Annotated in this window: 12 protein-coding genes; 1 reads left to right on the top strand and 11 read right to left on the bottom strand. The window is 55.2% G+C overall.

Translation table 11 applies throughout. From position 1 onward, the window contains the following. Positions 1–43: 43 nt before the first annotated feature. Together DYL61_RS21345 and DYL61_RS21340 are read right to left on the bottom strand one after the other, a co-directional pair. Entirely contained in the window at positions 44–7,057 is a 7,014-nt protein-coding gene (locus DYL61_RS21345; RefSeq protein WP_135309973.1) for an NEL-type E3 ubiquitin ligase domain-containing protein, read from the bottom strand. 134 nt (positions 7,058–7,191) lie between these two features. Further along, the gene (locus tag DYL61_RS21340; protein ID WP_135309972.1) at positions 7,192–8,133 is read right to left on the bottom strand and encodes a DnaJ C-terminal domain-containing protein; all 942 of its coding nucleotides are present in this window, start codon (positions 8,131–8,133) and stop codon (positions 7,192–7,194) included. A 237-nt stretch (positions 8,134–8,370) separates the two neighbouring features. On the opposite strand from DYL61_RS21340, the gene DYL61_RS21335 reads away from it, so the two are divergent. Further along, entirely contained in the window at positions 8,371–9,639 is a 1,269-nt protein-coding gene (locus DYL61_RS21335) for an Hsp70 family protein (protein ID WP_135309971.1), read from the top strand. A 224-nt stretch (positions 9,640–9,863) separates the two neighbouring features. Here the strand turns inward: DYL61_RS21335 and DYL61_RS21330 are convergent, their stop codons facing one another. From DYL61_RS21330 to DYL61_RS31340, 9 genes are all read right to left on the bottom strand, one after another. Continuing rightward, the gene (locus DYL61_RS21330) at positions 9,864–10,436 is read right to left on the bottom strand and encodes a hypothetical protein (RefSeq protein WP_135309970.1); all 573 of its coding nucleotides are present in this window, start codon (positions 10,434–10,436) and stop codon (positions 9,864–9,866) included. 2 nt (positions 10,437–10,438) lie between these two features. Next, on the bottom strand, positions 10,439–11,065 hold the full coding sequence (locus DYL61_RS21325; protein WP_135309969.1) for a hypothetical protein: 627 nt from the start codon (positions 11,063–11,065) through the stop codon (positions 10,439–10,441). Between the two features lie 404 nt (positions 11,066–11,469). Further along, positions 11,470–11,700, bottom strand: a complete 231-nt coding sequence (locus DYL61_RS21320; protein ID WP_135309968.1) for a hypothetical protein — start codon at positions 11,698–11,700, stop codon at positions 11,470–11,472. A gap of 95 nt (positions 11,701–11,795) precedes the next feature. Continuing rightward, positions 11,796–12,194 (bottom strand): hypothetical protein, encoded by a 399-nt coding sequence (locus DYL61_RS21315; protein ID WP_135309967.1) that lies wholly within the window; start codon positions 12,192–12,194, stop codon positions 11,796–11,798. Between the two features lie 294 nt (positions 12,195–12,488). Next, complete coding sequence (locus DYL61_RS21305; RefSeq protein ID WP_135309966.1) at positions 12,489–12,770, bottom strand: MafI2 family immunity protein; 282 nt, start codon at positions 12,768–12,770, stop codon at positions 12,489–12,491. 258 nt (positions 12,771–13,028) lie between these two features. Then, positions 13,029–13,427: a DUF6911 family protein gene (locus tag DYL61_RS21300; protein WP_135309965.1), complete on the bottom strand. Its 399-nt coding sequence runs from the start codon at positions 13,425–13,427 to the stop codon at positions 13,029–13,031. Further along, positions 13,427–13,651 (bottom strand): cytidine deaminase-like fold-containing protein, encoded by a 225-nt coding sequence (locus DYL61_RS31345; protein ID WP_420825085.1) that lies wholly within the window; start codon positions 13,649–13,651, stop codon positions 13,427–13,429. Before DYL61_RS31345 ends, DYL61_RS21300 begins: the two co-directional genes overlap by 1 nt. Before the next feature lie 177 nt (positions 13,652–13,828). Continuing rightward, a complete protein-coding gene (locus tag DYL61_RS21295; protein ID WP_135309964.1) occupies positions 13,829–14,254 on the bottom strand; it encodes a hypothetical protein in 426 nt (141 codons plus the stop codon). 56 nt (positions 14,255–14,310) lie between these two features. After that, a partial coding sequence (locus tag DYL61_RS31340; RefSeq protein WP_202978042.1) for a hypothetical protein occupies positions 14,311–14,978 on the bottom strand: 668 nt, incomplete at its 5' end.

Here is a 14,978-nt window from a genome sequence, read left to right as displayed (position 1 = left end):
GAAGGCGATGTTCGTCCTCAAGGGGGACGCTCGAATACCCGGTTCAAGGAAACCTGGCTTTGATCATCTCCTCGTCATACCCGTAGTCCATCCGCAGTTCGACGCCCGCTGGGATATCTTCAGTCGCGTACACAGCAGTCAAGAAATACTCGCTCCTCACCCCTGGGCGGCTGGTCGCATGTTCGGCTTCAACGTCGAAAGGAATACCTTCAACGTTGTACCCCGCCGACGCCTGTCGTAAGGGTTTGCCGCTGGCGTCATATTCAAAGTGGGTATTGATTCTGGACAGAATGTTGTCGCCCACGAGATTAATCGACTCGTTGCGCAAAGAACCCGCGTCCGACACGACCCTGGAGCCGACCTTCATGCCAAACGTACTCACCGCGCCCGCGGAAAAACCGTGAGGCATAACGACCCCTCCGTACACCCCCACAATTTCGCCTTTAACAATGCGTCGATTGGCCACGACCATGGACTGCCCTATCAAAGCCTTCTCTCCCGGCACTTTCACATCGTCAGCCGTAAAGGTTCGCCACTGTAGTTTCTCTTCGTAGAGCGCCGCGACGTGTTCATACCCTTCAAACTTTATATAGGGCTTTACTTGCGCCGAGGAATAGGTCTCACCCGAGTCTTTTTTAAACTGTGTCTGCAGGCGTCTGATTCGAATTGGCCTGCCCTGGTAATCCCTGAGTGGGTACTTGCCGTTATTGGCACGGTTGTAAGTGCCCAGTTGGTTTTGGAGCGTCACAAAGTGAGCGTCCTGACGCATGAACCTAAGCTCTGCCGTGGTATAGGGCGACACCGGCATGGACTCCGAGGCAGGTTCAAATTCATCGTCGGACGAACCTGCGCGCATCCCCCCGACCTGGCCTCTGCGCTGCCAAACACCTTTCACATCCGGCTTGGCCACAATCCCGCTGCTGACCAGTTCGAACGGATTACTCGGGCTCTGCACCCGTAGCAAGTAATGCTGCCCATCACCGGCATCTGGCATGCTCGTTATAAAATACTGTTTGCCGTTGAACTCAATGGCTTGTGCCTCTGACAGTGCCACCGCAAACGCCGGTCGCTCAGCGGGATCAGTCAGGGTTTGAAGGGGCTCCCGAGGCAGCAGGCGCTCAGCGATCTCCTGGCGAGTCAGCGTATCGATCAACGCGGCATCTTCAATCACAAGGCGAGCTTGCAAATCCTTGGCCTGCGCGTCATACGCGGTGGCCGTAAGACTGCCCTCGGAAAAGCGCTCATGCAACGCGGCCAGTGCCTCTTGGTATGGCCTGCCCTGCGCCTCGAATCGCGGCCGGTATTTCTGGGTTATATGGTCTTGCCAGAACTCGCGGGACAGCAGCGCCTGAAACTCTTCGGGCGAGTTATCCAGCGCGACGATCTTGTCATAAGCTGCGTCCAGCATGGCCTGGGTCACATCCCCCAATGCGGTAAATCTCACCTGTGAAGGCTGCCCAGGTAACTGGAGCCGGTCTTTAAGCCCATATCGATAGGCCAACCGTATTTCAACCTCTTCAAGCACATTCAACCGCTGTGCTTTTTGTGCAGCGGTCAGGTCCAGGTCGTTATTAATTGCGGTTCTGCGCTGATCGATATCGTTCAAGGCGACCTTCTCGACTTCGTCCAGTCGGAACAGGCCTCTGGACAAGGTTGACAGCGCGACACCCTGAGTTGAATCCATAGCCTGGAGCCTGGCCCTGTAAACCATCGTCATGATCTCCAGGTTACTGAAAGACAGCGCAGCTCGATCACAGCACGCCGGCCGTCCCGCCCACTCGAACATTTGCTCACGCAGGCTCTCGGACTCGGCGGAGTTTTCGGTGATGCTGTCGATGACCTCCCACACTCGCCGTTGAAGGTCTTCATGGCCTGCGTCCGCCGCGTGCAGGTCTCGCAGTACATTGAAAAAGCCGTCTGCGCCCGCCTTCTCACGCAGATCATCCCACTGGGCTTTTCTGGTGGCCGCCTGCTCGGTGGACAAGCCTGCGGACCAGCGTTGGAACGGTGCATCGTAAGTCACCGCACGAGCGGCGACACGGCTTGCGTTCAAAGGCACAGAAGCGACCAGCCGATTCGGTTGATTGGGCGAGGCCAATCCGGCCTGCTCAAGGCGCTCACCATACTCTCGCACCTGCTGCAATGTGGCCTCTGACCAGGGATTGCCGCTCGCATCAGTGACGTTATTGACCCGTGCGCTCTGGGCCAGTAGCGCCTGCGGCGGTGAGATGACTGACGCCGGGATTGCGGTCATCTGGTTGCCGATGAGGTCTATGCGATCCAGCAGCGGTTGCTCGGCCAAACCGGTCGGCCAGGCAGTCAGACCTGCGTGCGCCATGTTGAGCGTGCGCATATCGGTTATCTGGCTGAAATCGGGAGAGATACGCAGGTCGTTATCATTGACGAGCAACGCCCTGAGCGTCACACGTTCCGACAATATCCTGGCCGTTTCCGGGCTCAAGCGAATCCGGTTGTTCTGTAGAAACAAACGCGTCAAACCTCGCATTTCACCCACCGCAGGTGGTAGTTCGCGCAACTGGTTGGCAGACAAATCCAACCAACGCACACCTTGGAACCTTGCGAGAAACCCCTCGGGGGACGTGGCCAGGTTCATGCGGCTCAATTTGAGCGAGCCGACATGGCTGAAGTCGGTATCCAGGTCCGGCAGGCTCGGCAGGTTCAAGCCACTGAGGTTCAGTTCAAGGCCGATTGGGCTGCCGTCGGCGGCCAGCATCTGCGGCGTTTCCCGTCTCCAGCAGCTCATAATGCGTTGCTGAGCCTCGAGTCGATCCGCATGAACAGTTCTCTCGATGTTCAACTGGCCCGGACGGACATACCGTTGATGCGCGCCACCGCCCGTGAATGCCCAGGCATCGAGCTGGGCCTGGAGTCGATCAAACGCCTGTTCCAGACGGGCCAACTCCACCTCGGCAGCGTCGCCCAGGTTCCAGACAAACTCCCTGGCCTTTTGCGTGTTGTAGGTCGGGTACATTTTCTGAACTGTCCTTACCCTGGGATTACCGCTGTCAAACGCGTCACGCTCCCCCTCCGAGACCAAATCGGGTCGGCTCTCGCCCAGGCGCCTCCAGTAACGATCAAATGTTTGCCAATAATCCTCAGGAAACGGGTTGCCCTGCACCATCGTGACGCGATTGACCTTGGCCATCGCTTCGAGCTGTTCAGGTGGTGGGTTCAGGTGGGCCTCTGGCACCTGGCGAAGTTTATTAAACCTCAGGCTTACGTACTCCACGGAGGTCAGGTTCTGCAAACCGGAGGGCCATTGGTCCATTTGCGTCAGAGCCAAGTCCAGCCTTTTCAGCCGGGGCATGGTGCTGAAGTCCAGGGGCACCCCCAGCGGGTTGCCTGCCAACTCAAGTACCTCCAGATCAATCATTCCGCTTAGCGTTGCAGCACTGCGTGCGGTTAACCGGACTTGATTATTACGTAGACGCAAAGAGGTCAGCCCAACCATGTCAGTGCAGGCCGCAGGCAGTTCCGTAAGCCCTGCGTTGGAGATCTCCAGGTGTTTGACGTGAGTAAAGTTCTTGAGAAACCTTTCGCCGCTCTCCGACCACTTGAAGTTTCGGAGTTCAAGCGTCTCGACATGACTGAAATCTGCGTTCAACGCTGGCAACGTGGCGTCCCCGTGCCCGAACGACAACTGCAACGTATTCCCCGTTTCCCGACGCCAGCAACGCCTGATTTCATTGGCCCGAACGGCCGCATAACCACCGCGGCGATCAAACTCGGTAAACATGTGTTGCGGTGCATGCTCTGTCACCCACGCTTTCAACGTGGTGTCCAAGGTCTCGAACTCAGCTTCCAACCGCGTGAGCACTCGGGAAATGTTGACGCCCTTTGAGCGAATCAACTCGATTGCCCGAGCTTCACTTAAAGCAGGGTAGAGCTTGCGCACCCGTGCCTCGGGAGAATGCAGTGCACGATCACTCACACGGTGCAATCGGCTGCAGCCGGGCCCGCCGCCCAACAAGCGCATCGTAGGATCATAGGGTGGCTTGCGGATCGGATGTTCCAGCAGAACCGTGCGTAATTGAGGCCGTGGCAAAGGCGATTGCCTGATGGCTTGCTTGAGCTGCGAACTGTCGCTCAGGTTCATGGCCTGTCGCTCCAGGGGCGTCATCGCTTCCCAGGCCGCCGTGTAAAAATCCCCCGGGCCTTGGGTCAAAAACTCACCGTTCGCCTGGAGAACCAGCGTCCTGGCCGTCGTGATGTCCGGGGAGCCGATGGCATCCAATGTCGCCCCTTGCGACGAATACTGGCGTAATTCGACCCGCGTTCCACGCCGCCACCCCGGCAGGGTTTCAAGGGTGCGTAACGCCAGGCGCTGGCTGTCGATGTCCGTCAGGGCGTCCAGGTGCAGTCCTTCATAGGCACGGGATACGCGGGTTTCCTGCTCAAACCATCGAGCTTGCGCGGCCTGGGTTTCAGGCAGGCGACCGGTGCGGCGAAAACCTTGCAAATCGTCCGGCTCCAGGATTTCAAGCACGCGCGCCGCCACCGCTGGCGACAGTTTCGGATAAGCATCCAGGACCCGTTGCACATCGGGATCATCGCGGTGGGTCGACGCCTTGAAACGCGCTTCCACCAACGCGCCTTTGAGGGACGCCGCCGTGCTGGCGATGAACTGCCGCAGTTGGTAGGCCCGGGAAGGTAATGAGTCTTGGGGGCGGCCGGGCATTTCCGTGAGCGCCGGGTCATCCCCTTGCAAGGTGTACAACACCTCGTTGAGCAACTCGCCTCGGTCCATATTACCTTGGCTCAGCGCCACTACTTTTCTTGGGGTCGATGCCGGGCCGGCGCTTTCCCAAAGGATCTTGGCGTTATTGTCGATGACCCGAAGCAATGGCGTGTCAGGCAGCAGGCCTCGGCGCTGCATGAGGTCAAGTTGCAACGCTGGCTCGGCTTTCGCGTAAACCAGCGGATCGGTACTGTTCATCTGTTCGACGAACGTGGTGAGTTCTTGATGGATCTGGAAACGATTAATGGTCTCCTCAAGCACCAGCGGTAAGGATTCATGATTGACGAATGTATCGCGCAACGTATCAAGCTCTACACCGCTGATACGGACTTGATCCGGGTGTGCGGCCAACCCCAGGCGCTTGAGCAGTGTCGGGTCGTCCCAGGTCAATGGTTCTTCAAGTTCATGGCTCCAGACACCCTGATGGTTGTGCTCCAGTTTTGGTGCATAGGCGTCGGGCCGTGTCGGATGCTGGATGCGGTATTGGCCGGTGCCCGCGTCCTGTTTGACCTGATATTGCTTGCCCTCCAGCAGCAACACCTTCTGGTCGTTGACCTGGTGCAGCCCCAAAGTGTCGGACTTGGACTGCGGTGCCAGTTCGACCCTGGACGCATAGGGACCCAGGTCCGCCTTCCACAACATCTGTTTGCCCGACGGCATCGTGACCGGCTTGAGATTATCCAGCGAGTTCACGTATTTGACGTTGGGTAATACTTTGGCACCGGCGGCAAAGAACGCCGCATTGAGCGCCACGGAGGAAAAGTGTGCCCACGCCTCTTTCGTATCACCCTGCTCAGCCGTTGCGATCCCTTCGTAAACCTCGTAACACATCTGCGCGGCCCCGACGACCAGCATGATCGGCCCCAGGCCCGGCACCACAAAAGCAGCCACGTTCAGAACACTGAGTACCGCATCGAGGTAGCTTTCCAACCGTTCGGTTCGAGCCCTGGCATCCTCGTCTCCTGTCGGCACGGCGACCGCTCGTGCATCGCCATAAATCTTATGGATATGCGCATTGGCCAGCCCGCCCCACAGATTGCCCCGCAGGTCTCTTTCATCCAGGATCAAGCGCCCTGGATTGGGCCGCAGTGGGTAATCCACCATTGCATTGTCATTACCTGCAGGCTGATACAACCGGTTGAATTGTTTGAAGAACTCGCCCTGGCTCCGCTTCGGGATAAACCGACTGAAAAAGCGCCGGTAAGAGACGCTGTGCAGGCGGGTCCTGAGATCAGCCATGAAATCGGCGCTTGAGGCATATTCCCTGAGCGGTTGCTGTGGGTCATTCGGGATGTACACCAGCAGCCGTTCGACCCGGGCACTGCCAGCACGATCCGGACCTATCAGCAAGGGCCCGACCAATTCGATCCCGAAGACTTTTAATACCGCAAACGTGACCCGCTGGCCGTCCAGACTCACGTTCGGCGTATCGGCCAGCACTTGCTTGAGCATCTCGTAGGCAGTGTCGCTGATACCGGCCAAGACACGGCCACTGCGATGGTCTGCGGCGTACTGTAGACGGGCGACCTCAACACTGAGCGCCAGTTGTTGACGGTGATGTTCTTGCAGTTGTTGGTCCAGGGCGTTGCGTTCGGCCTGCGTAGCGGGATACAGCACTTCTTTGAGGTGTGCTTGATAACGCGCGCCCAGGTCCAAGGTGCGGCAAAGCTTGGCAAATGCATGTGCAGAGATAGCCACGGCCTGGGACGTGACCGCGTAGACCGTTGGAATGATTTCGCCGTCGTATGCGCTGAAGGTGGTGATGACGCGGCAATCGGCACACTTCAGAGGCTGCTCATCGTCGGGTTCGAAGTTGGCCAGTGCGGCTTCCAGTAGGGAAATACCCTGATACTGGTCGTTGAGCGTCGAGTTGTCCTGCTGCTCCAGTGCGAAAGCACCAAACATGTCCGAGCGCCCACGTACCCCGCGGTATTTACGTGCGAAGTAGGTGTTGCGAACATCGATGTCCAGGTTGAATGCTTGTTTGATTGCCTCCTTCAGCAATTTTTCGGAAAACTGCGCAATGTCGGTGAGGCTGCCGAGGCGTTTCTCAATGATGTTCAACGTCTCGCGATAGCGGGTGTGACTGTCTCCCACGACACCTTTCGCTTCAGTTGAGGCTGCCCGGTACCAACTGGGCAACTGATGCATTTCATGGTTGGCAAGCTCTTCCTGCCGCTGTGTACTCGCCTGTTTGAACCAGTCGGGCACGCGGTCTTTCAGGAAGTCGTAATGAACACCGCGAGCGTCGGCGTTGAACACGCCGACGAGCGTGGCAGTTGAGTCGGGTTGTGACATGAAGGGTCGTCCTTGAGGTGAGGTAGAGACCTCAGCCTATCGAGCGATCCGGTGTGTTGGGCCATGAATCATTACCTCATCGAGAGATGAGGAGCTTATTCATGGCCCACTGCGGCCTGGGCCTAACTATGCAGTCAATTGCTCCAGCCTTCCCGCGCGTTGAAATCGCAGCGTTCTGCCAACTTCGCCCACAACGCCCTGGTGTCGTCGTCGGCCGTTTTCGGCATCACGACCTTGAGCTGGATGAACAGATAACCCCGCTCTCCACTCTTGTTCAACAAACCATGGCCCTTGGCGCGCATGCGTTGACCGTTCTGGCTGCCGGCGGGCACCTTGAGGTTGATCTTGCCGGTCAGCGTCGGCACCGCTACTTCCGTACCCAACGCCAACTCCCACGGTGCCAGGGGCACAGTGATTACCAGGTCCTGACCTTCCACCTCGAATTTAGGATGCGGTGCAAACTTGATGATCAGGTACAGGTCGCCATTGGCCCCACCGCCAATCCCCGGTGCGCCCTGCGCTTTGAGACGGATGCGCTCACCGTCGGCCACGCCGGCGGGAATCTTCACGTTCAGGCTCTTGGTGGTGTTGCTCACATGCCGGCCCGAGCCGTCATATTGCGGCACCTGGAAGCTGATCTGCTTGGACTCGGTGGACAGCGTCTCTTCAAGAGACACCGTCAACTGCATCTCCACGTCCTGGCCTTTGCGCCCGGCGGGACGGCGTTGGCCGCCACCGAAGGCATCGCCACGGGAACCGAAGATCGAGCTGAAGAAGTCCGAGAAGTCCTCGCCGCCGCCGCCACCAAAACCGCCACGGCTCTGCCAGCCCGGCGGGCCCTGGAACGGTTGGCCATGCTGGCCGTATTTGCGCAGCTCGTCGTATTCGGCGCGCTTGTCGGCGCTTTTGAGTGCTTCATAGGCTTCGGACGCGTCCTTGAACTTGGCTTCGGCGTCTTTTTCCTTGCTCACATCAGGGTGATATTTGCGCGCGAGCTTGCGGTACGCGGCCTTGATTTCCTTGTCATCGGCCGTCGGCTCGACACCCAATATCTTGTAGTAGTCTTTGAAATCCATCGGCGGTTCACCATCCTTAATCGAGATCGCACAGCCCGGGGCACAACGTGCGCTGCTTTGCACCTGTTGAGTGATGTGGCCTGGGGGTGCGTCAAAGTGTTATCGGCGCTTGCCGTATGCAGCAGATGTGGGGGCGAATCTCATACTTTCAAGGCGTATTTACAGATAGCCGGCCTACGCATCCGCCTTCGACCCGCGTACACTGCGCGGCCGTTTTTCGACCGGAACCCGATAGACATGAACAACTCATCCCCAGCCCGTGCCTGCGGCATCGACTTTGGCACGTCCAACTCCACCGTCGGCTGGATCCGCCCCGGCGAGGAGACGCTTATTGCGCTGGAGGACGACAAGATCACCCTGCCGTCGGTAGTGTTCTTCAACATCGAAGAACGCCGCCCGGTGTACGGCCGCCTGGCCCTGCACGAGTACCTCGAGGGCTACGAAGGCCGCTTGATGCGCTCGCTCAAGAGCCTGTTGGGTTCCAAGCTGATCAAGCACGACACCAGCGTGCTCGGCACGGCAATGCCGTTCAAGGACTTGCTGGGGCTGTTTATCGGCCAACTCAAGAGCCGCGCCGAAGCCACTGCCGGCCGCGAGTTCGAAGAAGTTGTACTGGGCCGTCCGGTGTTCTTTGTCGATGACGACCCGCTGGCCGACAAAGAAGCCGAAGACACCTTGGTGGACGTGGCGCGCAAGCTGGGCTTCAAGGAAGTGTCGTTCCAGTACGAACCGATTGCCGCCGCGTTCGACTACGAGTCCACCATCGAGAAAGAAGAGCTGGTACTGATCGTCGACATCGGCGGTGGTACGTCAGACTTCTCACTGGTGCGCCTGAGCCCTGAGCGGCGCACGGTCGACAACCGCCACGACGACATCCTCGCCACCGGCGGCGTGCACATCGGCGGCACCGACTTCGACAAACAACTGAGCCTGCAAGGCCTGATGCCGCTGTTCGGCTACGGCAGCCGCATGAAAAGCGGCGCCTACATGCCCACCAGCCACCACATGAACCTGGCGACCTGGCACACCATCAACTCGGTGTATTCGCAAAAGTCCCAGTTGGCGCTGGGCAGCATGCGCTACGACATCGAAGACACCGGCGGCATCGACCGCTTGTTCAAACTGATCGAACAGCGCGCCGGCCACTGGTTGGCGATGGAAGTGGAAGAAACCAAGATCCACCTGACCCATGCAGACAACCGCCACGTGGCGCTGGACCGCATCGAAAAAGGCCTGAGCGTGGACCTGAGCCGGGCGTTGTTCGAATCCTCCATCGACGCCTTGCTGGAGCGTGTGCGCGGCAGTGTCACCCAGTTGCTCAGCGATGCGTCGGTGGGGGTTGGCCAGGTGGACACGGTGTTCTTTACCGGCGGTTCCAGCGGCATCCCGGCACTGCGCCAGAGCGTGGCGGCGATGCTGCCGAATGCGCGGCATGTGGAAGGGAATATCTTTGGCAGTATTGGCAGTGGCTTGGCGATTGAGGCCAGTAAGCGGTATGGCTATTGAGTTTTAAATGAAAGACCGTGGCGACCCAATCGGGGGCAAGTCGAATCGTCGCACCGCCCCTCCCACATTTGCCGTGTTTACACATTTAGATTTGTGAACACTGTCGGTGTGGGAGGGGGCTTGCCCCCGATAGCGGTGGGCCTGCTTGCACTGGTGTCGACTGACACGCCGCCTTCGCAAGCAAGCCCACTTTGGCCCGGCCCCACGCCGTTCAGGCGCAACCACTACAACAAGCCGCGTTGCACCCCTTCCTCCAACGTGCTGCGAGTCAAGGCCTGCACCACTTCCTGAATGTCCTGACGGAAGGGAACGGCGACGATCAACAACAGCTGCATCCAGGTGCGCACCGACTCGCTCTTGCGGATACGGCCCAATTCCTTGCCCGCATCGTCCTTGAACACCGTCTCCAGCGTGTAGGTGTTTTTCGCCGTCGTGGGGATAACAAAAAACGTCGCACCGGTGATGATGGCTGAGGCCATGCTGAACTGTTCATCGTTATACAGGGTGGCCTCGGCATAGATATCCGATTCGCCCTTGTCCGTACTGACCTGCGCAAAGCGCCCGGACTCGCGAAAGCCGTCCACTACAACCCCTTGTGCAACCGTTGCCGCCGCCCCCATTGCCGGCTTGGCCGGACCGCCGTTGACCTGACTCATGACGGTGGTGCGCACATACACCGTTGGTTTTTGCACCGGCGCGTCGGCGGTCGGCGGCCAGACCTGCACCGGAGGTAGCTCATGATGTGAATAGGACACGCAGCCCGTCAGCAGTACGGCAACCAGAATCAAACCTTTCATGTTCACTCCTCCTTGGACTGCGGTGCGGCCAAACCCGCCGTAGCGGTTTGCAGCAGGTTCGACACCAGTTCATTCAACTGCTTGGCCCCCATTACAGGCGACCAATATTCGCGCCCATACAAACCCACGTTGTGCTCGAACTTGATCTGCTCTTGCGCCGCCGCCAACGCCTTGCCCTCGCGATCGACGATCACCAGATCTCCCGCGACATCAAAGCTGTCCACATAAATCGGGCCGTTGACCCAGATCCACAACGTCAGGGTCAACAAGGCACCGGGGATATACGCAGGATGCGGCGCACGACGCGCTTGCAGGGAAGTCATGCTGAACTTGAGCACCACATCATTCTCACCCAGGCGTACCGGGTATTCGGTCACATCCTTGAAATAGCCGCCGGCCTTGACGTACTGGTTCAGCTGAGTGGTGAGTGAACGGCTGATGGCGGTGCGGGTGGCATCGTCAGCGCTGGGGATGGCCACGACGACATCGGCGATTTGTGCGGTTCGGGGGTTACTGGCAGTGGCGGGATGAAGCGGCGTGCCTATTGGACCGGTCACGGTGTAGGAGACGCAGGCGGTCAAGGACAGGGTGGCGATTAGGGTGGTTATTTTTATTAGTGTTTTTAGCATGGTGTTTCCTTGGTCATTATTATTTTTACTGGAGTTAGGGGTTAACGAGAGAATTCGAGATTCTCGCTCGACTTCTTCGATACGTTCTTCACATAGGCATACCCGTCCTTTTAATCAACTTAACAACTCCTTACCCCAAACAAATAGCTCCATAAAGCCGAGACACTTGCCCCCATGCCTCCAGACAACCAATAAATACTCTTCTGACACGGACCAAACTTTATTAATGACCAGCATTAAACAAACAAACTAATTAACTGCGTAGCTCGCCCCTCTCAAAATCGAGGAAGAAATTCACTACATAGACAAAAACTCAAGTGCAGCGATAACAGCGCGCCCAACTGGATTCGCACCTTTATCTAACTCAAAAAACATCCGCCACTGCTCTCCACCTTTTGGACCTCCTACATCGCCTTAACCTTTGAAATCAGAGCCAAAAACTCTGATTCAGTTAACTCAAATTCCTTACCCTCCTCCATTGCCATCAATGTGAGGAGTACTTGATCCATGGAAGCAGTAATTTCTAAACCATGATCTTGATAGATATCAAATACCACTTTAGAAATCCTGAAGACATCGAAGCCTCTAGCCAATGTTCTTTCGAGATCCATAGCAAGATCAACTTTTGAGTACATTATTCCAAACTCTCCACCTATAGCGTAGCGACTGTTTCGTCGCCACCGGAACCCTTCAAAAATCTATAAAAGCAACCTATATAATTACCAAAGTACTACGACGCAAAAAAACACCCACGTTCATCGACCCAAATCATCCCCGGAACTTCATAAAAATAAACTATTAATTCTTCGTCACTTTCGGACCTTACACTTTCTGGCCAGCGTTCCTTTAGGTAAAACACAATATCCTTCATTCCTAGATCCCAATGGGCCTCATCATTAAAAATAGAGAGCTTAGGATGGGGGTTATCCGGGGAAATATAGCAATCTGCCCCCGGCTTAATAAATTTGATTCTACCGTTCACCAGCAGATATTCAATCATGTAGAAAAAAGCATATTTTCGCTGTTCAAATGTAAACTCAGGGTTCCATGAGCCAATCGCACTAAAAAGGGTCGACAACCCTAGACCAAATGAGTCACGCACTACTTCATCAAAGAACTTTACAACCATTATAATTTCTCCATTAGGAATTTTATTTCTGGATTATACGTGGTACCTGTGGCTGTTTTGGGGATGTCTGCTCTGTAGGATGCCTTTCAGCTCATCCGGAGCAACACGGAGCGCGAGTTGGAGATTTCTCTATTGAAATACCCATCTATAACGTGATCGAAACCCGCAGATACGGGATTGCCGTTATCACGAAGAGGAGTCGTTTCCGTGCGACCATTGGCAATGTTTACACGCGACTGTACTCGGCCTGGGATCTGAGTAGCAGCTTCGCCTGTCGCTTTTGCACCAACTCAATCACTCTTGAACTTCACGTCGCCTGAATACCCAAACCCCATCATCAAATATCGGCTCCGTGGCATCTAGCCGAAAACATTTCACTGTAACCGTCCAGTTTTCCTCGTAATCAGCAAGTACCTCAGTTTCAACACAGGAGGCAGATTCAAAATCATCGTCATCAATTTCCCCGTCGAAATAGAATCTAACACTCAAAAAAAATTCCGATACTGAAAAAACAACAGCACGAAGCTTTCCTGAAACTTCCCCTAGCAATGCCCTCTGAATACTTAGACGGGACATCACGATCGCATTATCAAGAGAGCACATCATTCACGGCCTCGCTGGCACAATGTGGATACCATCCTTAGAGTAGTGAATTATTCCATTTGTATAACCAGCCCTAACTAATACGGGAGTGCAGTCTGAATTCCACCATCCGGGGACATTGATTTTGATTGTCGCGTAAAAACAGTAACGGGCTCTGTTAAATCTCCTGCCCCTTTGCACCATCAAGCATTGCAAAATCATATGGAGGGGGGGGCAAAAAACCTAGATAGCTCAACTCAACAGTTCTAATCTAACATCACCTACCAGGAAAAACTCCTCAAACGCCTCTTTTACAATGGAGAAATCTAAGCAGACCAGCTCACCACTCCAAATATCACCTAAAATTTCATATTCACTATTTTTTAGTTCTGGGTTTAAATAGGAACGCACAACATAATCCGCCCCATCATCTTCTCCCAAAGATAAAACACACTTACCTTCATCCGAAAAAACTTGCAGGAACTGTGGACCTGTATCTGGGCCACCTACAACACTTAAGATCAGAGAACCCTTCCCACTCTTAACTTTATTGAGATAGCAGTCAACATCTTGCCAAATCGGGGATTTTTTATTCCCACCATTAGCCTGATCACCGACGCCAACCACCCACGACAAAGAATAATTTTTCATCAGTCCATCTCTTTAATAGAACGCATGCCGGGCTTCCAATACAGAGTTTTTCTCGTTGCAACTCCACTGATCTCCAGAGACTTTAAGCCAGCTTTTTCCGCCGTTGCTGCAATATCCCCTCGGCAACAACCGCAAACAGCCTGCTCCTCAACTTTGAGAGTCATAGCCGCCCCTAAGGTTTTCCCAGCATTATAATGCTTGCTGTATAACTCCGATGTCAGCAATAGTAGTCCCAGTGACTTTTTTGGATCGACACTCCTTACAAAGGACGACCTTGCCGCGTGGCCATTTGAAGAAAATTTCGACTCAGAACAAGTATCAGCCAACTTCCCGACCAGAACCCCAAGAAAGCAAGTTCACACTAAGCTCTCACTTAACTTCTGCACTTTTACTGAAGACCCTCACCCCCCTTTTACATCCAGGCTTACAAATCTCAAGCCCTCAGTGAAAATTAAATCCGCAGAGAGCTGATCAAAAATGAACAACTCATCCCCTAAATTAATCACAGAAACACTCGAGCCGTTCAAGAAACTAAAAACAATACCAACAGGAGCATCCATCGCAAATGATTTCACGACTGCAACGCTTTTCAACTCACTGCCTACGACATCATTGAATGATGATTCATGCGACACATCAAAAATCCCCTGCCTACCATATTCACCTAAATCACAACTCGACATCGGCACCGGAGAGAAACAAATTGACGCTCCATCTGGACCTCCGAAAACTCTGACCAATCCAGTGTGTTCAAATGAAAGCTCTATCTCTTGTGGGCGACCATTGACTGCCAAATCAAAAACATGAAAAAGCGCTTTCACTGACACAAGGCGTTCTCCATATCTTCCAACTAGCCAAGAGCACATTGATTCTGTGACACCAATCACTTTATCTCTCCTCTCAATGCTGCCCGCACGGATGGATTTAGGGTAACCCCATCTTTAAGGATGGTTATAAATGTCCCATCTGGCTTTGTAACAACCACATCACTACCCTTAATTCTAAAAAAGACATCTCCGCGTATACCGCCCGCTCCTTGCCCGGCAAACGTCCCGGGTATCACTTTCTCAGCCCTTTGGCCAATATCATGGATCTTATCCATCACGACTTTGCGGTCCATTGCATTCGCTGCGTTTCCGCCGAAATCCTGTACATGTTTACCAAGCTTCTTCCCTAGCTGATTCGAGTCGACTTTAAACTCAGCGCCAGCACCAACACCACTCGCAGGAACTGATGTCGCACCTGGCTTAGGAAGCAGGCCAGAAACTTGCCCTTCTGCCAGTTTTCCTGATCCATTGTCTCCCTTAACTCTCACTGGAGAAATGGTACTCGCTCCGCCACCCCCTCCCTTCCCCCCAACCAACCCCACCCCCGGCAGCACGCTCAACATCTCAGCATGGTTCCCCTGTACCGTCTTCTGCACCGCCAGGCGTGTGTCGTCCTGATTGCTATCCAGGAACCCTCGAACAATCAGCCGTTCTTCCCAACTCAGCCCGCCGCTGCTTTCGTACTTATCGAGCGCGGCATTGCCCATTTCCACGGTGGTGCGCT

The organism is Pseudomonas nabeulensis (genome assembly GCF_004682045.1).
GTDB classification, from domain to species: domain Bacteria; phylum Pseudomonadota; class Gammaproteobacteria; order Pseudomonadales; family Pseudomonadaceae; genus Aquipseudomonas; species Aquipseudomonas nabeulensis.
The sequence above is the reverse complement of the archived record's forward strand: the minus strand, read 5'-3'. Positions and strand labels throughout refer to the sequence as shown.